Here is a 19,674-nt window from a genome sequence, read left to right as displayed (position 1 = left end):
GTGCTCCCTCAGCGTGCGGCGTGCGGCGCCGGCTCGACGAGCTGGACGAAGCCGTCCTCCAGGACGACCGCGGAGTCGATGTCGGCCCCGTCGGGAACGACCGTGCCGGGCAGCAGCACACTGCGCCGCACCCGGGCCCCCGCACCGATCCGCACCCCGGGGAAGAGGACGCTGTCCTCGACCTGCCCGTGGCTGACCAGGTCGAAGGGGACGACCGAGCGCTGGACGCCCGGCGCGTCCTCGACCCATCTGCGGGACAGATAGGGCGAGACCGTCCAGGGCAGCGCGCTCACCGGGAGGGCGGCGCCGGGCCGGGTCATCGCCAGGTGCGCGCGGTGGTAGCGCTCGACCGTGCCGATGTCCTCCCAGTGCCCCTCGACCCTGTGCCCCCGGATCCGTTCCCCGGCCGCGAGCATCGCCGGGATCACGTCCCGGCTGATGTCGTGCTGCCAGTCCGTGCCGTCGAGATCCCGGAGGTACCGCTCCAGCACCTCGGCGTCGAACACGCAGAACGCCGCGAACACCAGGTCCGTCGTGGGGTGTTCGGGCTTCTCGACGAAGGTGGTGAGACAGCCGTCCGCGTCGAAGTCGACCATGCCGAAGAGGTGCACCCAGCGCGGGTCGATCTGCTGGTACGCGATCGTCAGCGCCGCCCGGCTCTCGACGTGCCGCCGGATCAGCGGCCCGTAGTCGAAGCGGTAGACGTGGTCGGCGTGCAGCACCATCACGTGCTTCGTGCCCGGGCCGAAGATGTGGTCGCCCTTGCGGATCAAGGCGTCGGCCGTGCCGCGTTCGAGGGGCCAGTCGCGCTGCGGGAGGTGCGGCGGCAGCTCCTCGCCGGCGGCGCGGTAGGCCGCGTCGTACGGTCCGAAGTGGACCCGGAAGCCGGGCGAGGCGGTGTTCCAGGCGATGTGCAGGTCGTCCATGAGCTGCCGCTCCTCGTACTGCGAGAGGAGGAGCACCTCGCCGATGCCCGAGTCGCGCGCGTTGGCGAGGCTGAAGTCGATGAGCCGGCAGGCACCGCCGTACGGTACGAGGGGTTTCAGCCGGCCGGTACCGAGCCGGCCCATGCGCTCACCGCGCCCGCCGGCGAGCAGGACCGTGCGGACGGAGTCGTACTCAGCCACCGTGCACCTCGTCCCAGGCGACCCGGCCGTTCGACAGGGTGAGGAGCAGACGCGCCGCGGACCCTGCCGGCGGCGCGGCGCCCGTGAACTCCCCGGGGCCCGTCCTGGTCCACGCGGTGACCTCCGCAGACGCCCGGCCCTCCGGGGCCCGGGGTGACGGGACGACCAGCTCGACCCGCTCCGCGTGGGGGAGCCGGTAGACGAGACCGTCCGCGCCGGGCACGCACCGGTCGCGCAGCGGCGCGGTCAGCTCCGCCGGGAGCCCGGGCAGGCGCCGTACCACCTCCTCGCAGACCGCGAAGTCGGCACGCTCCCAGGCGGCGTCGAAGAGCCGGCGGCCGATCTCGGCCGTGACGGGGCCGAGCCGTTCGACGGCGGCGAGGTCGCCCGCCGCGACGGCGGCCGCGCGTACGTCCTCCGGGCGCTCGGACCAGACGGGGGACGGGAGCAGGTCGAACCAGCCCTGGCGCAGGGCGTCGTCGGCGCCGAGCACGGCGGGCTCGCCGCGCCAGAGCGCCGAGAACACCTCCAGGTGGAGGTCGGCGCACCGCTCCCAGGTGAAGCTCCGCGCCACCTCCCGCGCATGGGCCGACAGGGCCCGGTACTCCTCGGGCCGGTCGCGGAAGAGGGCCACCGCCTCCCGGAAGCGGTCGGCGAGCGCGGCGACGAGGAGCGCGTCGTCCTCGGCGAAGGAGCGGTTGACCGAGAAGCCGGTCCCCGTCTCCTTCGGGGCGTCGTGCAGGAAGTGGGCCATGCCCCACTGGGCGGTGGCGACGGGTACCGCCCCGCAGGCCATGGCCTCGCCCTGGGCGATGAGGAAGGTGTCCATCTCGAACTTGGAGGGGAAGACGCAGAAGTCGGCCGACGAGGCGTAGGCGAAGACCCGGCTCTCGTCGACCCGCTCCCACTCCAGGTGCACCCGCCCGTGGTGGCGCTTGGCGACGTCGTGGACGTACGGGTCGTCGATGCCGGTGGGGGAGATGCAGCGCAGGACGAAGTTGGCGTCGAGGCCCTCGGAGAGGACCCGGTCGATCGCCCGGAGGAGCTCGACCTGGCCCTTGTGATGCACCGCGTACCGGGCGTTGTGGAAGAACGTGGGCCGTTCGGGGTCGAGACCGAGCCCGGTCAGGACCTCGGCACGGTCCACGGCGTCGGGGTCCCCGGCGAGCCACGAGTCGGAGATCGCGCAGCCGCCGACGAACTGCTTGTGCGCGTTGCGCCGGACGGTGCCGGCCACGGGAAGCGCCGCGAACAGGTCCTGGAAGGGCGTGTCCCGGAAGCCGCTGTAGAAGTCCCGCTGCCCGGGCGAGAGGAAGTCGATGCGGTCGGAATGGTCGGCGACGAGGTCGTAGACCGTCAGGTGGTCGGAGCGGTACTCGTAGTGGAGATGGGTGCGTTCCTGGTACTGACGCTGGGCCTCGCGCTCGCCGGCCGGCAGCGCCGGGGCCTCGTGCGGCAGCGGCGGCGCGCCGAGCTCCGCGAGGAGCCGGCGGACCTCGGGGCCGTACACCTTCTTCGTGATCGGCATGTTGCTCTGCACGGTGGTCACCACGCTCTTCAGCGGGTCACCGCTGAGCGCCGGCGGCAACAGGTAGTGGTAGTACGGCTCGTGGGCGTGGACGACGGCCCGCTCGTCGGCGAACCGGCTCCGCAGGAAGCGGACGCTGTCGACCTGGAAGACGAGCGGCTTGAAGAACGTGAGGTCGTTCCCCTTCGCCCCGTACGGCGGGTAGAAGGTGTCGGGCAGCCGGTCCAGGTACGCGTTGGACAGGAAGTAGAGGTCGACGTCCTCCCGGCGGATGCGGTGGGCCGTCGTCCGCAGCTCCACGGGGACCTCGGCGGGGAAGCCCTTCCACACCTCGGGGTCGAGGACGAGGGGCAGCGTGTACCGGTCGTCGTAGTCGAGGTCCTCGACGTCGTGGCGGCTGCGCAGGTCGTCCAGGCGGCCGTGCGCGGGGGTCACGATCGACACCCGGTGTCCCCGGCGGGCGAAGGCGCGGGAGAGGTTCCAGAGGTACACCGAGGTGCCGCCCTGGAGGAAGGTGTGGTCGAACCCGCAGCACTCGAAGTACGTCTCGATGATGTGCAGGGGTTCGGCGGTCACGTCACTCACGTCAGTTCCTCGTGGTGAGAGGGCGGGCCAGAGGGGAGGGGAGGCAGCGGGGGCGTCCCGAGCGCGATCGCGTGCCGCAGGTCGATCGCGGCGTGGTACGGCCGGGCGTGGGCGAAGTTGTAGTCCAGCTCGTGCAGCAGCCGGCGCAGGTACAGGAGCCGGCGCAGCGGCGCGTCGGCGGGGTCGTCGGTGACGGCGGGGGCGAGCAGCAGCTCGGCGACGCGTCGCCGCCAGGCGTCCGCCGCCTCGAAGACCAGCAGGAGCAGGGCCCGTTCACGGGGCGGCCGGCCGGTGGCCCCGTCGAGTGCGCCGAGCATCGTCTCCGTCGAGTCGACGCCCAGGAGCCGCGCGCTCTCGAACGCGGCCTCGTCGGCGCTGAAGTACTCCAGCGCGCGCTGGAGCGCGACGACGTCCTCCAGGGGCGACTGCTCGGCCCAGCCGGGTTCGCCGGGGCCCGTACTGGGCGTGGAGATGTCGATGAGCCGCGGCGGGTCCCAGAGCAGGTGTGACAGATGGAGGTCGCCGTGGCAGGGGCCGGCTGCCCACCGTGCCTCCGAGGCCTCGAACGAGGCCCGCAGCAGGTCGATCTCCACGCGGATCGCCCGGAAGCCCTCGGCGATGGCGGGGGAGGGGAGCCGCGGTTCCGTCCTCGCCCGTTCGGCGAGCGCGGCGGCCCGCTCCCCGGCGCGTCGCAGGGCGTCGGCGACCGGGTAGTCGGGCGGCGGTGTGCCCGCGCCGAGTCGTACCCGCAGGTCCTCGTGGAACGCGAGCAGGAAGCGCCCGGCCGCGTGGAGAGGGGCCGCGAGAGGTTCCAGATGACGGCGTACGAGGGCGTCGACCGAGCCGTCGGAACCGCGCACGTGGCTCGAACCGTCCACGCGGGATGACCCGTTCACGCAGGCTGACCCGCCCACGCCGTCCGACCCGTACCCGTCTGCCGACCCGTACCCGTCTGCCGACCCGTCCACGCGGTCCGGCCCGTCCCCCGCTCCGTCACCGAGCAGCGCCGGCCAGAGCGAGCGGAGGTTCTCGCGCAGTGGCGCGTCGATGCCGCTGCCCGGCGTGTACGTGTAGATCACGCCCAGGGGCAGCCGTTCGCCCCCGTCCGGCGGCAGGTAGCTGTAGTCGCCGAACCAGCGCGGGGTGCGGCCGCTGCCGTCCATCAGACGCAGCAGCTCCGGTTCCCGTACGTCGGGACCGAGCGCGCGGTACGCCTTGTGGAGGTGCGGGCGGCCGTCGACGGCGACGAGCGAGAGCGAGTTCGACGACCAGCCCTGCTCGAAGGGGAGCGGTTCGACCGTACGGGTGGGGGCGCCGCCGCCGCGGAACTCGACGAGGCCGCCGCGCGCGGTCGGCACGCGTCCGCCGGACGTCACGAGCCGGACGCAGGCCCGGTCGAAGGCGATCGTGCCCTGCGCCTCGCCGAGGCGCCCGGTGTCGTCGGTGCGGACCGGGACGAAGAGCCGCCGGCCGTGCGCGGGGCCCCCGACGGGGGAGACGATGAGCAGAGCGGTCCCGGGGCCGAGGTCGGCCTCGTCGACCAGCTCGTACCGGTCGGCGCGGCGCGCGTCCTCCGGCATCCAGGGGGCGCCGCGCAGCAGTGCGCGGAGCCGGGTGTCGTGCCCGGTGTCGTGTGGGGCGCCGTGCGGGGTGGGGTGCGGGATGTCGCTGGTCACGCAGTTCGTCAACTCCCGGTCATCTCGTATCTGGAAAGTCCGCGCCGCCAGACGGACAGGGCGGCGAACAGGGCAAGGCCCGTCACCAGCGGCAGCCACCGGACCAGGCTCGTGTCGCCGTCGAGGAGGTAGACGGCGGGCGCGTAGGACGTGAAGGCGAACGGCAGGACCCAGGTGAGGAGCGCGCGCAGCGACGGGTGGTAGAGGTCGAGCGGGTACCCGGCGAACTCGGAGACCTGGGTGACCGTCTGCATCGCCGGCATGCTCGTCACGGTCCAGAAGGACAGCGAGGCGAAGAACAGCTTGACGGCGGTGTGGATGAGCGCGCCGCACAGGACCATCAGGGGGACGAGAGCCCACTGCAGCGGGGTGGGGTCGACGCCCAGCTCGGATCCCGCCCACAGGACCAGGACGGCGCCGACGATCACCTCGCCGAACCCGTCGGGGTGGAAGAACCGTTCCGACAGGAGCGAGAAGAGCGGGTTCACCGGACGGATCAGGTAGCGGTAGAACTCGCCCCGCTGGACCAGCTTGCGGCCCAGCTCCCACAGCTGGTCGGTGAAGAGGTGGTCGACGCCGCGCGGCAGCAGGGAGCAGCCGAGGAGGAAGAGCACCTGGTGGTAGGACCAGCCCGCGACGGCCGGGACGTGGGTGAAGACCAGGGCCACCGCCACGGTCTGGAGCCCGACCCGGACCAGGAAGGCCCCCGAGCCGAGGACGAAGTCGAGGCGGTACGAGGTGAGCCGGTGCAGACCGACCCCGCCGAGGAAGAAGGCGAGTCCCACGTAGCGCCGTACGGTCCGGGTCATCCGCCCAGCACCTCCAGGCGGGAGACGGCGGACCGCCACAGTGCGGCGCAGAGCAGGACGAGCCCCACGGACCAGGCGAGCTGGTGCCCGAGGACGGCGGCCGCGCCGCCCACGCCCTCGTACCGCCCGAGGAGCAGGGTGAGCGGGCCGTCCGCCATGGCCCGGAACGGGAGGACCATGGCCAGGGTGTGCAGGGCGCCGGGCATGAGGGCGAGGGGGACCATCTGGCCCGCGAAGAAGGCGACGACCCCCTGTTTGACCATGCGCACGCCCCACGTGTTCGTGGTGAGGAAGCCGGCCATGCCCGTCAGGAGGTTCACGCAGAAGGCGATGACGGCCGACAGCACCGTGGAGCCGAGGAAGAGGGCCGCGTCCACCGGGGTGGGGGCCGTGAGGGGGACGAAGGCCGCGAAGAGCACGAGCAGGGGGACGCCGACCAGGACCGCGTTGGCGCCGATGACGGGCAGGGAGGCGGCGAAGCGGACCAGCGGGTAACTGACGGGGCGGACCAGCATGACCGCGATGTCGCCCCGGTAGACCTCGGCGGCGACCTCGTCGTCGACCCGGTTCGCGTGGACGACGCCCAGCACCTGGGCGACGACCAGGTAGGTGGTGATGCTCGCCGGGGTGAAGCCGCCCGGGCCGGGGCCCGGGGACCCCGCGTACACCGCCCGCCAGAGGAAGACGGTCACCGCCGCGCCCGCCGCCGCGGTGACGCCGGTGATCAGGAACGTGGAGCGGTACTGGAGCAGGGACTGGAGGCCGCTGGTGGCGAAGGGCAGGTAGTTTCCGGCGCGGAGCGGGAGCCTCACGGGGTACCGCCGTCCCGGGCTGCCGGGACGCCGCCGGTCCGGTACGTCTGGCGGAGCACCGTCTCCAGGTCGGGTTCGGGGGCATAGCAGTCGACGAGGTCGAAGTGGTCCAGGAGGAAGGCGAGTACGTGCCGGGAGGAGAACGCGTCGGCCGGGTAGTCGACGCGGACGCGGCCCTCCTGTGTGACGCCGGCCGAGGCGCCGGGCAGTCCCGCCTCGATGCGCAGGGCGGCGGTCTCCACGGCGGGGCCGCCGCGGTGGTCGAAGACGACCGAGCGCCGGTCGGCGCGGCGCAGCAGGTCGTGGAGCGTGCCCTCGTGGACGACCCGGCCGCCGTCGACGACGAGGGCGTCGTCGCAGATGGCGGCGATGTCGGAGAGGTCGTGGCTGGTGAGCAGCACGGTCGTGCCGAGTTCGGCGTTGGCCCGGTTGACCAGGGTGCGGACGGCCTCCTTCAGGACCATGTCGAGGCCGATGGTGGGCTCGTCCCAGAAGACGACCTTCGGGTCGTGCAGCAGGCTCGCCGCGATCTCGGCGCGCATCCGCTGCCCGAGGCTCAACTGGCGTACGGGGGTGGTGCCCAGGGCGTCGATGTCGAGGAGGTCGCGGTAGAGGGCGAGGTTGCGCCGGTAGACCGCGTCCGGGATCTCGTAGATCCTGCGCAGGATCTGGAAGGAGTCCGGGACGGAGAGGTCCCACCAGAGCTGGCTGCGCTGGCCGAAGACCACGCCGATGTTGCGGGCGTTGAGCCGGCGCTGCCGGTACGGCTCGACGCCGTCGACCAGGCACCGGCCCGAGGTCGGGGTCATGATGCCGGTGAGCATCTTGATGGTGGTGGACTTCCCGGCGCCGTTCGCGCCGATGTACGCGGTCTTGGAGCCTGCGCGGACGTGGAACGAGATGCCGTCCACGGCGTGCACCGTGCGGTAGTCGCGCGTGAACAGGGTGGAGAGGCTGCCGAGGAGTCCCGGCCGCCGCTCGACCAGGCGGAAGTCCTTGGTGAGGTTCTCGGCGACGATCACTCGGGCACCTGCTCGACGGCGAGCTCGATGGCCCGTTCGAGGAGCCGTACGCCCTCGTCGAGGAGTGCCTCGTCCATCGTGAACGGGGGCGCGAGCCGGATGATGTGGCCGCCGACCGAGGTGCGCAGGCCCAGGTCGAGCGCGGTGGTGTACACCGCGCGGGCGATCTCCGGGGCGGGGGTGCGGGAGGAGCCGTCGCGGACGAACTCCAGGCCGTGCAGCAGACCGATGCCGCGCACGTCGCCGAGGACGTCGAACCGGGCTTGCAGCGCGGCGAGTTGCTCGGAGAGCCGCTCCCCGAGGACCCGGACCCGGTCGATGAGGTGGTCGCGGGCGACGACTTCGAGCGTCGCCCGGGCGGCGGCGATCCCGAGGGGGTTCCCCGCGTACGTGGAGGCGTAGGCCCCCGCAGGGGAGGCGGCGGGCGCGCGGAGCAGTTCGTCGCGGCCGGCGAGGACGGCGAAGGGGAAACCGTTCGCCATGCCCTTGGACATCGCGACGAGATCGGGTTCGGCGCCGACGAGCTCGGAGGCGAGGAAGGCGCCGGTACGGCCGCCGCCGGTCAGCACCTCGTCGGCGACGAGGACGACCCCGTTCTCCCGGCAGGCCTCCGACACGCGCTCCCAGTAGCCGGCGGGCGGCACGATGACGCCCGCCGCGCCGAGGACGGGCTCGAAGACGAGGGCCGAGACGTTCGGCTTCTGCGCGATGTGCCGGGTGACGAGGGTCGCGCAGCGCAGATCGCAGGAGGGGTAGGTGAGTTCGAGGGGACAGCGGTAGCAGTACGGCGAGTAGCCGAGGATGCTGTTGCCGGAGAAGGCCTGGTGGCCGACGTCCCAGTGGACCAGCATGCGGGCGCCCATGGTCTTGCCGTGGAAGCCGTGGCGCAGGGCCCCGACGCGGTTGCGGCCGGGCTCGGCGGTCGACTGGACGACGCGCAGGGCCGCTTCCACGACCTCGGCGCCGGTGGAGAACAGGGCGTAGGTGTTGAGGTGTTCGGGCAGCAGGCGGGCCAACAGCTCGAAGAACTCGGCCCGTTCGGGTGTCGAGCTGTCGTGCACGTTCCACAGAAGTCCGGCCTGGCGCGTCAGCGCCGCCACGACCTCGGGATGCCCGTGGCCCAGGGACTGGGTGAGCGTGCCCGCGGCGAAGTCCACGTACTGGTTGCCGTCCAGGTCGGTGAGGACCGCACCGCGCCCTTCGGCGAAGACCCGGCCGCCGAGCGCTGCTTCCTCGGAGGCGCCGGGAGCCAGATGCCGCGCCTCTCTGACCAGCTGTTGTTGCTGGTGACCTGCCACCGGTGCCCCCATGGAGTGGTCGAACTGAAGTGGATATCCGGTCAGTTGATCGTTCGAGTGATCGATTCGAGGTGAGAGTGAAGCACCCCGACGGGACCCCTAGCAAGAGATTGCAGAAACTTTCAGAGACGTCTTGCGGTGCCTCGTCAGGCTCTGCTTGAGTCGGCGGGTACGACCGCAGACATATGCCTCGATCACGAGGAGGGACTGTGCACAGACACCCCCGGACCGCGCTCGAACGAAGGCAGTCGATGTGAAAGCCCTGGTCCTGGCCGGCGGAACCGGCAGCCGACTCCGCCCGTTCACCCACACCGGGACCAAGCAGCTCCTGCCGATCGCCAACAAACCCGTGCTCTTCTACGGCTTGGAGGCCATCGCGGCAGCCGGCATCCACGACGTGGGACTCATCGTCGGCGAGTACGGCGAGGACATCCGCCGCGCGGTCGGCGACGGCGCGTCCTTCGGGCTCCGCATCACCTACGTACGACAGGAGCGGCCCCTCGGCCTCGCCCACGCGGTGCTCGTGGCACGGGAGTTCCTCGCCGACGACGACTTCCTCGTCTACCTCGGCGACAACTACCTCCAGGACGGCATCGCGGAGTTCGTCCGCCGCGCCGCCGACGAGCCCGCCGCCGCCCGCCTCCTCGTCACCCCCGTCCCCGACCCGACCGCCTTCGGCGTGGCCGAAGTGGACGGCGCCGGCCTCGTCGTCCGCGTGGAGGAGAAGCCCCCGTGCCCGCGCGGCGACCTCGCGCTCATCGGCGTGTACGCCTTCACCCCCGCCCTGCACGAGGCCGTGCGCGCCATCCGGCCCTCGGCCCGCGGGGAGTTGGAGATCACCACCGCGATCCAGTGGCTGATCGACCACGGGCTCGACGTACGGGCCGAGAACACGACCTCCGTCTGGCGCGACACCGGCAGCGTCGACGACATGCTGGAGGTGAACCGCCACGTCCTGGACGGTCTCACCGGACGCCTCGACGGCAAGGTCGACCAGGACAGCGCCGTCGTGGGCCGCGTGAGCCTCGCCGAGGGCGCCGTCGTCCGCGGGTCGCGGATCGTCGGCCCCGTGATCATCGGGCCCGGCAGCGTCATCAGCAACGCCGTCATCGGCCCGTACACCTCCATCGGCGCCAACTGCCGGGTACGCGACAGCTCCATCGAGGCGTCGGTCCTCCTCGACGGCGCGGACGTGGAGCACGCCGGCCGCATCGAGCGGTCCTTCATCGGGCGCGACGCCGTCGTCGCCGCCCCGCCGTTCCCCTACGCCCACCGACTCGTCCTCGGCGACCACAGCAAGGTGCACCTGAACCCATGACGCGACGGATCCTCATCACCGGCGGCGCCGGCTTCATCGGCTCGGCGTACGTCCTCCACCTGCTCTCACCGGCCGGGCCGCCGGACGTAGCGGTGACCGTCCTGGACAAGCTCACCTACGCGGGCCGCCTCGACCACCTGGACCCGGTGGCCGGCCACCCGGCGTTCCGCTTCGTCCACGGCGCGGTCGACGACCCGCTCCTCGTCGACCGGATCGTGCGGGGCCACGACGAGATCGTGCACTTCGCGGCGGAGTCCCACGTCGACCGGTCCATCGAGGACGGCTCGCCGTTCGTCCGCACCAACGTCCTCGGCACCCAGACCCTGCTCGACTCCGCCCTGCGGCACGGCGTGTCGACGTACGTCCAGATCTCCACCGACGAGGTCTACGGCTCGATCGCCACCGGCGCCGCGAGCGAGGAGGCCCCGCTCCGGCCCACCTCCCCGTACGCGGCCTCCAAGGCGGCCGCCGACCTCATGGCCCTGGCCTACCACCGCACCCACGGGCTCGACGTCCGCGTCACCCGGTGCTCCAACAACTTCGGGCCGCGCCAGTACCCCGAGAAGCTCGTCCCGCGCTTCGTGACCGCCCTGCTCACCGGGGGCGACGTGCCGCTGTACGGCGACGGCTCCCAGGTCCGCGACTGGCTCCACGTCGACGACCACGTGACCGCGATCGAACTCGTCAGGACCGGCGGCCGCGCGGGCCGGGTCTACAACATCGGCGGCGGCACCGCCCTGACCAACCTCCAACTGACCGAACGCCTCCTCGCGTTGTGCGGAGCCGGGCCCGAGCGCGTCGCACCGGCGACGGACCGCAAGGGGCACGACCAGCGGTACGCCGTCGACGACACCCGCATCCGGCGGGAGCTCGGATACCGGCCCCGTACCGACTTCGACCGGGCGCTCTCCGACACGGTCCGCTGGTACGCGGACCGCCTTCCCGTCACCCACTGACACATCAGAGGAACAGCTCACCAGTGACCGGACACCCCCGGCGCGCCGCCCTCTCCCTCGCGGTCGCCCTGCTGTCGACGGCCTTCATCGGCACACCGTCGACGGCCTCCACCACACCCCTGCCCGCGCCACCCGCGCCCCCGTCCGACCGGGCGCTCGCGGCCGAGCCCGCCCGCCACGACCTCACGCGAGAGCAGTTCTACCTCCTCCTGCCGGACCGTTTCGCCAACGGCGACACCGCCAACGACCGCGGCGGCCTCACCGGCGACCGCCTGGAGACCGGCTTCGACCCCACCGACAAACGGTTCTTCCACGGCGGCGACCTCAAGGGCCTGACCCGGCGACTCGACTACATCAAGGGCCTCGGGACCACCGCGATCTGGATGGCCCCGGTCTTCAAGAACCTTCCCGTGCAGGCCCGTGAATCCGGCAAGGACCCCAGCGCCGGCTACCACGGTTACTGGATCACCGACTTCACCCGGGTCGACCCGCACTTCGGCACCAACGAGGACCTGCGGACGCTCGTCGACACCGCCCACGCCAAGGGCATGAAGGTCTTCTTCGACGTCATCACCAACCACACCGCCGACACCGTCGACTACGCGGAGAAGGAGTACGGCTACCGTCCCAAGGGCTCCCACCCCTATCTGGACAGCACGGGCCGCCCCTTCGACGACACGGCCGTGATGCCCCCGGTCGACGCCGACTCCTTCCCGTACACCCCCGTCGTGAAGGCCGGCAGCAAGGTCCCCGCCTGGCTCAACGACCCGACGATGTACCACAACCGGGGCGACTCGACCTTCGTCGGGGAGAGCGGCCTGTACGGGGACTTCTTCGGCCACGACGACCTGTGGACCGAGCGCCCCGAGGTCGTCGAGGGCATGAAGCGGATCTACGAGACATGGGTCGACGACTTCGCCATCGACGGCTTCCGCGTCGACACGGCCAAGAACGTGAACATGGAGTTCTGGACGGAGTGGGCCACCGCCCTCGACGCGCACGCCGCGAAGCGGGGCCGCGAGGACTTCTTCCTGTTCGCCGAGGCGTTCTCGGCGGACGCGTCGATCACCGCGCCCTACGTGACCCGGGGACGGCTCGACTCCACCCTCGACTTCCCCCTCCAGGCGGCGGTACGGAACTACGTGTCCCGCGGCGGCCCCGCGGGCGACCTCGCGCACGTCCTCGCCCAGGACCACCGCTACACCACCGACAAGGCCAACGCCTACGAGCAGGTCACCTTCCTCGGCAGCCACGACATGGGCCGGATCGGCACCTTCCTCCGGCAGGACAACCCCGAGGCGACCGACACCGAACTGCTCCGACGCGACCGGCTCGCCCACGAACTGCTGCTCCTCGGCCGGGGGAACCCGGTGGTGTACGCCGGGGACGAGCAGGGCTTCACCGGCGCGGGAGCCGACGCCGACGCGCGGCAGCCCCTCTTCGCCACCGAGGTCGCCGACTACCTCGACGACGACCAGCTCGGCACCGACCGCACCCACGCCACCGACGCGTACGACACGGAACATCCCCTCTACCGGGCCATCGCCGGGCTCTCGCGGATCACCCGACGGCACCCGGCGCTCCGCGACGGCGTGCAGATCGAGCGCCACGTCGCCCCGGGCCAAGGGGTGTACGCCTTCTCGCGCATCGACGCCGAGGACCGCACCGAGTACCTGGTCGCCGTCAACAACGCCCGCGAGCCCGCCACGGCGGAGGTGCCGACCGGCGCCCCCGGCCGGCAGTTCCTGCCGCTGTACGGCACCGGGCGCGCGCTCACGAGCGGACCGACGGGCACCGTGAACGTCACCGTGCCGCCCCTGTCGGCCGTCGTCCTGAAGGCCCGCGAGGCCCTGCCCGTCCCCGCCGCCGCACCGACCGTCACGCTCACCGTCCCGCCCGCCGGAGCACGCGGCACCGTCGAGATCACGGCCGCCACGGGCGGAGACCCCCTGAACCGCGTGGTGTTCGCCGCGCGGACCGGCAACGGCCCCTGGGAGGTGCTCGGTTCGGCCGACCACGCCCCGTACAAGGTCACCCACCAGCTTCCCGCGACCCTCCCCGCCGGCACGGACGTCCACTACAAGGCGGTCGTCGTCGACGGCGCCGGCCGCACCGCGAGCGCCCTCGGCGACACCACGACCGGTGAGGTCCCGCGCCCCGCGAAGCCGACCGCCGACCGGCGCCACGCCGTCGTGCACCACCAGCGGCCCGACGGCGACTACGAGGGCCTGGTTCTGCGCTCCGGCGAGGTGACCGCGGAGTTCGCCGGCCGGGACGCCTACGGCGCCTTCGCCTGGCTGCCGGTTCCGGAGGGCGGCGGCACACAGCTCCGCTTCACCGTGGAGAAGGCGGGGACGACCGACGGCCCCGAGCGCGTCCTCGACACCGCCGCCACGGGCGAGGTCTGGACCCGACAGGGCTCCACCCTCGTCGACGCGACCCGGCCCGACGCCGCCTACGCCCCGGAGGACCCCACGAAGGCCGTCCTGCACTACCACCGCCCCGACGGCGACTACGAGGGCTGGGGCCTGCACGCCTGGACCGGAGCGGCCCACCCGCCCGAGTGGAACGACCCCATCAGGCCGGTCCGCACCGACGCCTTCGGCCTGGTCTTCGAAGTCCCCCTGAGAGAGGGCGCGGGGTCCCTCAGCTACATCCTCCACAAGAAGGAGGAGAAGGACGTCCCCGGCGACGAGGCACTCGACTTCCGCCTCCACGGGCGGGAGGTCTGGCGACTGGCCGGCGACCCGGCGTATCTGTCGCCGTCCCTCGGCGGCGCCTTCCCCCGCGACCTCGGCCGCACCGACGCCGCCTGGATCGACGAGACGACGGTCGTGTGGCGGGGAGCGGGCACCGGAGTCGCCAGCCAGCAACTCGTGTACACGCCCGGCGACATCACCCTCATCGAAGGCTCCCTCTCCGACGAGGGACGGTGGCTCCGCCTCCTGCCGACCCGCCTCACCCCCGCGCAGCTCGCGCTCCACCCCGAGCTCGAAGGCCGGTCCGCCTTCACCGTCGACCCCCGCGACCTCGACCGTGCCGCCGAGGCACGGCGGGGCCGGGTCATCGCCACCCAGCGCGCCGCCGACGGCGCCCTGCTCGGGGCGACCGGCGTCGCCCTGTGGCCGTAGGGGGCGTCTTTCCGACCAGACCCCGCTCCCTGATCCGGCCTGATCGACAAGGCACCCCCTGGACACCCTCTAGTCCACCTCGTACCGACACACCACCCCCTCGGGAAGGGACCCCAGCAGTGAACGAAGCACACGCCCCCGCACGGCCTGTGCGCCCCCGCGGACGTCACGGAGCCCGGCTCGCCGTCGCCGTCACCGTCGCGCTCATGGCGACCACGGTGACCGCGCAGCTCCCCGCCTCGGCCACCCACCGGACACCGCCGCCCCCGTCGGACCAGGCGCTCGCGGCCCAGCCCGCCCGGCACGACCTGACCCGCGAGCAGTTCTACTTCGTCCTGCCGGACCGTTTCGCCAACGGCGACACCTCCAACGACCGCGGCGGCCTCACCGGCAGCCGTACGCAGACCGGCTTCGACCCCACGGACAAGGGCTTCTACCAGGGCGGCGACCTCAAGGGCCTGACGCAGAAGCTCGACTACATCAAGGGCCTCGGCACCACCGCCATCTGGATGGCGCCGATCTTCAAGAACAAGCCCGTGCAGGGCGTCGGCAAGGACGCCTCGGCCGGCTACCACGGCTACTGGATCACCGACTTCACCCAGGTCGACCCGCACTTCGGCACCAACGACGACCTGAAGAAGCTCATCGCCGCCGCCCACGCCAAGGGCATGAAGGTCTTCTTCGACGTCATCACCAACCACACCGCCGACGTCATCCGGAGCGCCGAGAACCGCTACGTCTACCGGGGCAAGGGCGCCTACCCCTACCTCGACAGCACGGGCCGCCCCTTCGACGACGCGACCCGGACGGCCGAGGTCGACGCCGACGGACTCGCCTACACCCCCCTGGTCCCCCCGGCGGAGAAGGACGTCAAGAAGCCCGCCTGGCTCAACGACCCCACGATGTACCACAACCGCGGCGACTCGACCTTCGTCGGCGAGAGCGGACTGTACGGCGACCACACCGGCCTCGACGACCTCTGGACCGAGCGCCCCGAGGTCGTCGAGGGACTCGCCGAGATCTACCGGCGCTGGGTCGAGGACTTCGCCATCGACGGCTTCCGCGTCGACACCGTCAAGAACGTCGACATGGAGTTCTGGACGCAGTGGGCGACGGCCCTCGACGCCTACGCCGCGAAGCGGGGCCGCGAGGACTTCCTCATCTTCGGCGAGGTCCTCTCCTCCGACCCCTCCGTCACCGCCCCCTACGTCACCCGCGGCCGGCTCGACGCCACCCTCGACTTCCCGATCCAGCAGGCCGTCCGCGGCTTCGCCTCGCTGAACGGCCCCGCGTCCGCCCTCGGGAACGTCTTCGCCCAGGACTACCGCTACACCACCGACAAGGCCAACGCCTACGAACAGGTCACCTTCCTCGGCAACCACGACATGGGCCGCATGGGCGGCTTCCTCGTCAAGGACAACCCGTCGGCCGACGGCGCCGAACTCCTCGACCGGGCACGCCTCGCCAACGAGGTGATGTTCCTGTCCCGGGGCAACGTCGTGGTCTACGCGGGCGACGAGCAGGGCTTCACCGGCGCCGGCGGCGACAAGGACGCCCGCCAGACGCTGTTCGCCTCCAAGGTCGCCGACTACCTCGACGACGACCAGCTCGGCACCGACCGCACCCACGCCACCGACGCCTACGACACCACGCACCCGCTGTACCGATCCATCGCCCGGCTGTCGCGCCTGACGAAGGAGCACCCCGCGCTCCGCGACGGCGTCCAGATCGAGCGGTACGCGGACCAGGGAACCGGCGTGTACGCCTTCTCCCGCATCGAGCGGCGGAAGGGCACCGAGTACCTGGTCGCCGTCAACAACGCCGACGCGCCGAGGACCGTCACCCTGCGCACCGGCACCGCCCGGACGACGTTCGCCCCCCTCTACGGGAACACGGCGTCGGTACGCAGCGACCGCACCGGACAGGTCACCGTCACCGTCCCGGCGCGCGCGGCCGTCGTCCTGGAGTCCCGCCGACCGCAGGAGCACCCCCGGACGGCCCCCGCCGTCACCGCGGTCGCCCCGGCGGCCGGGGCCACCGGCGACGTGGAGATCTCGGCGAACGTGGACGCCGTCGCGGGCGCCGGCGAGCTGAGCCGTGTGGTCTTCGCCGCACAGGTCGGCAACGGCCCCTGGAAGGTGCTCGGTTCGGCCGACCACGCCCCGTACAAGGTCACCCAGCACCTGCCCGCCGGCCTGACGGAGGGCACGCCGCTGCGGTACAAGGCCGTGGTCGTGGACGCCCGGGGGCGGACCGCGAGCGACCTCGCCTCGACCACCGCCGGGCGCCCCGCCGTCCCCGGCCGGCCCAGCGCCGTCGAGCGGGACTACGCGGTCGTGCACTACCGGCGCCCCGACGGCGACTACACGGGCTGGCGGATCACGTCCGGTGCGACGACGGCGGAGTTCACCGGCCGGGACGCCTTCGGCGCGTTCGCGTGGGTGGCGGTGGACCGGACGGCGACCGGCGTGCCGTACACCGTCGAGAAGGCCGGAGTGGCGGACGGGCCGCAGCGCACCGTGGAACTCGCCCGCACCGGCGAGGTGTGGATCGAGCAGGGCGGTGCCGGTCAGTCCGAGTCGGTCCCGGCCGGGGTCTACCCGCCGCAGGACGAGCGGAAGGCCGTCATCCACTACTACCGGCCCGACGGCGACTACACGGGCTGGGGGCTGCACACCTGGACCGGCGCCGCCGCCCCGACCGACTGGGCGAAGCCGCTCACGCCCGTCCGCACGGACGCGTTCGGCGCGGTGTACGAGGTACCCCTCTCGGAGGGGGCGACCTCGCTCAGCTACATCGTCCACCGGGGCGACGAGAAGGACCTTCCCAGCGACCGGTCGCTGGAGTTCGGGGCGTACGGCAAGGAGGTGTGGCTGATCGGCGGCGCCACCGGCTACCTGCTGCCCGGCACCAGGACCACCCCGGACCTGGACCTCTCCCGCTCCGAGGCGACCTGGCTCGACGCCACCACGGTCGTCTGGGACGTCAAGCCGACCGACTCCACCAGCCAGCAGCTCGTGTACGCCCCCACCGGGAGCATCACGATCGAGGACGGCGCCCTGTCGGACGAGGGCCGGTGGCTGCGACTCCTCCCGGTCGCGCCGACCGAGGAGCAACTGGCCGCCCACCCCGAGCTGGCGGGACGCCAGATGTTCGCCGTGGACCCCCGGGACCGTGACCGCGTGCCGGAGGCCCGGCTCGGCCAGCTCGTCGCCACGCAGCGGAACACCGCCGGCGCGCTCCTGGCGGCGACGGGCGTGAGCGCGGCGGACGCGCGCTGACCCACCCGTACGGCACAGTGCCCCTCGAACCCGGGAAACGGTTCGAGGGGCACAGTGCTGTACGGGGGAGTCAGCGGCCGACGCGCAGCTCCTCGCCGCGGCGGCGGACGAGGTGCGGCGCCCGCAGCTCCCGCGCGAGCAGGCGCGCGGCCAGGTCGTCGCGGGGTCCCTCGTCACGCGGCCGGTCCGCCGTCAGCGCGCGCACGGCGGTGATCAGACCGACGACCGAGGCCTCGTCGAGGGCCCCCGCCCCGGCGAGGAGCCGGTCGAGCTCGTCGTCGCCGGCCCCGTCGGGGCCTTCGAGGCGGAGGAGCGCCGCGGCCGCCGCCGGGAGCAGTTCCGCGTACGCCGCCAGCTCCTCGTCCGGTGCGACGAGCAGGACGTGCTTCGCCAGGAGGGCCGACTCCGGGAAGGGCTCGCGGACCGCGAGGGGCGCGAGCGTCGCCGCCGGGAGCCCGAGCACACAGCCCGCGTGCAGCAGGATCTGACGGATGCGGTCGGCGGCCGGACCCGCGGGCAGCAGCGCGCCCGTCCGGGAGAGGAACCCGGCGACGACGCCGAGCGCCGCTCCGGTGTCCAGGGCGTCGCCGCCGCGGAAGTACCGGCCGAGGTAGCCGTGCCACCACGCGAGCTGCACGCCGTAGAGCTCCGCCACCACCTGCTCGTACGCGCTCCGCTCCACCAGTCCCTGGTCCGTGAGCTCGCGCAGCAGCGGGACGAGCTCGCGGTAGACCAGCCGCAGCCAGGTGTGCGGCGAGCGCTGCACGTTCCAGCACTGCTCCCGTACGTGGTCGGCGAGGAGCTCCTCGACGCCGAGCTCACCGGCGACGAGGTCCGTGCGGACGCCGGACGCGGTGACGTCGAAGCGGTACAGGTGGTCCTCGGACAGCGGAGCGCGCGGCACCGGCAGCTTGTCGTCGACGAACCGCTCCAGCGCCGCGAACTCCCGCAGCAGCGCCTCGGCGGGCACCGTGATCCGGGGGTGGAGCGGATCGACGAACCGCCCCTTGAACTTGGCGATCTCCTCGGACAGGGCCTGGTAGAGGAAGACCTTGTCGAAGCGGTAGCTGAAGGACAGTCCGATGTACGGGAAGACGGTGCAGCCCCGGCACTCCGGCCGGAAGCCGACCTCCTCGTCGCGGACGCGCAGGAACTCCTCGTCCTGGACCACCTCCGCGAGGTTCCGGTCCCACGGCACCGAGTTGTCGAAGGCGTGGTAGCAGGGGAGGACGAGCCGGCCGTCCGGCCCGACGGTGAGGATGCGCTTGTTGGCGTAGCAGTGTGTCGGAGCGGTCGGGTCCTGGGCCTCCACGTACTTGCGGAAGTGCAGGTTGATCAGGGAGAAGGGCTCGTAGAGCAGGCCGAGGAGGAGGTCGGGTATGGACGGCCCGTCGGACGTTCCCGGCGTCTCGGTCTCCGCGGGGGCGGCTCCGCAGGCGGGCGCGCCCCCCACCGGCTTGCCGTTCTGCTCGATCACCTTGAGCTTCCGTGCCGTGCGGCGGACGTCGCGCACGGTGTCCTGCTCGTCGAAGTACGCGAACATGGTGGAGAAGTAGACCGTCACCCGGCTCTCCTGGGCGAAGGCCAGCAGGTCCGCCACCTCGTCCACGTTCTCGCGGGTCACCACGCAGATGAGCTTGAGGTTGCCCGCGCCGGAGGCGACGACGCCCCGGATGACGTCCAGCGCCCGGTCGAGCGTGGGCACGCCGCGGATCGCCCGGTACCGCTCGGGGCGGAGGGTGTCCAGGGAGACGTTCATGGTGTCGACGTGCGGGACGATCGCGTCGATGTGCTTGGCGAAGCGGATCCCGTTGCTGGTGATCTCGACGGTCATGCCCAGGGACTTCGCGTACTGGACGATGCCGTCGATGTGCGGGTGCAGGACGGGCTCGCCGCCGGTGAAGTCGACGTATCGCACGCCCAGCGCGTGGAGTTCGTCGAGGATCTGCCGGCCGCGTTCGAGGGTGAGTTCCTCGTACCCCTTGAACTTGTCGTCCTGCCAGACGTTGCAGTAGCCGCAGAGCGAGTTGCAGCGGAAGGTGATGTAGAACCGGGCGGACTCGAAGGAGCCCGCCACGGTCGCCACGGTCGTGGCGGTGGGGGTCACGGGGTGTCTCCGTCCTGAGGAGCG

At 72.3% G+C, this 19,674-nt stretch carries 10 protein-coding genes and 2 pseudogenes; 4 read left to right on the top strand and 8 right to left on the bottom strand.

Annotation, left to right across the window (positions count from 1 at the left end):
- Positions 1–8: 8 nt before the first annotated feature.
- From OG580_RS02815 to OG580_RS02785, 7 genes are read right to left on the bottom strand one after another with little or no spacing between them, the layout of a single operon-like run.
- Positions 9–1,127, bottom strand: a complete 1,119-nt coding sequence (locus OG580_RS02815) for a sugar phosphate nucleotidyltransferase (RefSeq protein ID WP_267042042.1) — start codon at positions 1,125–1,127, stop codon at positions 9–11.
- Positions 1,120–3,240 (bottom strand): glycosyltransferase, encoded by a 2,121-nt coding sequence (locus OG580_RS02810; protein WP_267042041.1) that lies wholly within the window; start codon positions 3,238–3,240, stop codon positions 1,120–1,122. Before OG580_RS02810 ends, OG580_RS02815 begins: the two co-directional genes overlap by 8 nt.
- A complete protein-coding gene (locus OG580_RS02805) occupies positions 3,237–4,916 on the bottom strand; it encodes a phosphotransferase (protein WP_267042040.1) in 1,680 nt (559 codons plus the stop codon). The genes OG580_RS02810 and OG580_RS02805 overlap by 4 nt, the downstream gene beginning before the upstream one ends.
- Before the next feature lie 8 nt (positions 4,917–4,924).
- Positions 4,925–5,725, bottom strand: coding sequence for an ABC transporter permease (locus OG580_RS02800; protein ID WP_267042039.1), 801 nt, complete (start codon positions 5,723–5,725; stop codon positions 4,925–4,927).
- On the bottom strand, positions 5,722–6,537 hold the full coding sequence (locus tag OG580_RS02795) for an ABC-2 family transporter protein (RefSeq protein ID WP_267042038.1): 816 nt from the start codon (positions 6,535–6,537) through the stop codon (positions 5,722–5,724). The genes OG580_RS02800 and OG580_RS02795 overlap by 4 nt, the downstream gene beginning before the upstream one ends.
- Positions 6,534–7,559, bottom strand: coding sequence for an ATP-binding cassette domain-containing protein (locus tag OG580_RS02790; protein WP_267042037.1), 1,026 nt, complete (start codon positions 7,557–7,559; stop codon positions 6,534–6,536). The genes OG580_RS02795 and OG580_RS02790 overlap by 4 nt, the downstream gene beginning before the upstream one ends.
- Positions 7,556–8,857 (bottom strand): aspartate aminotransferase family protein, encoded by a 1,302-nt coding sequence (locus OG580_RS02785; protein ID WP_267042036.1) that lies wholly within the window; start codon positions 8,855–8,857, stop codon positions 7,556–7,558. Before OG580_RS02785 ends, OG580_RS02790 begins: the two co-directional genes overlap by 4 nt.
- Before the next feature lie 253 nt (positions 8,858–9,110).
- Here OG580_RS02785 and OG580_RS02780 point away from each other — a divergent pair, with 253 nt between their 5' ends.
- The 4 genes and pseudogenes from OG580_RS02780 to OG580_RS02765 all read left to right on the top strand — a co-directional run.
- Positions 9,111–10,175, top strand: a complete 1,065-nt coding sequence (locus OG580_RS02780) for a glucose-1-phosphate thymidylyltransferase (protein WP_267042035.1) — start codon at positions 9,111–9,113, stop codon at positions 10,173–10,175.
- Positions 10,172–11,131, top strand: coding sequence for a dTDP-glucose 4,6-dehydratase (gene rfbB, locus OG580_RS02775; RefSeq protein WP_267042034.1), 960 nt, complete (start codon positions 10,172–10,174; stop codon positions 11,129–11,131). Before OG580_RS02780 ends, rfbB begins: the two co-directional genes overlap by 4 nt.
- A gap of 71 nt (positions 11,132–11,202) precedes the next feature.
- Positions 11,203–14,247, top strand: a pseudogene (locus OG580_RS02770) (alpha-amylase family glycosyl hydrolase); the annotation flags it as partial.
- A 221-nt stretch (positions 14,248–14,468) separates the two neighbouring features.
- A pseudogene (locus OG580_RS02765) lies at positions 14,469–17,522 on the top strand (alpha-amylase family glycosyl hydrolase); the annotation flags it as partial.
- Positions 17,523–17,613: 91 nt separating this feature from the next.
- On the opposite strand, the gene OG580_RS02760 reads toward OG580_RS02765, so the two are convergent.
- Positions 17,614–19,650, bottom strand: a complete 2,037-nt coding sequence (locus OG580_RS02760; RefSeq protein ID WP_267042033.1) for a radical SAM protein — start codon at positions 19,648–19,650, stop codon at positions 17,614–17,616.
- Positions 19,651–19,674 lie beyond the last annotated feature (24 nt).

This window comes from Streptomyces sp. NBC_00094 (genome assembly GCF_026343125.1).
Taxonomy (GTDB): domain Bacteria; phylum Actinomycetota; class Actinomycetes; order Streptomycetales; family Streptomycetaceae; genus Streptomyces.
Note: the sequence above shows the minus strand (reverse complement) of the source record. Positions and strands in the feature narration are given on the sequence as shown.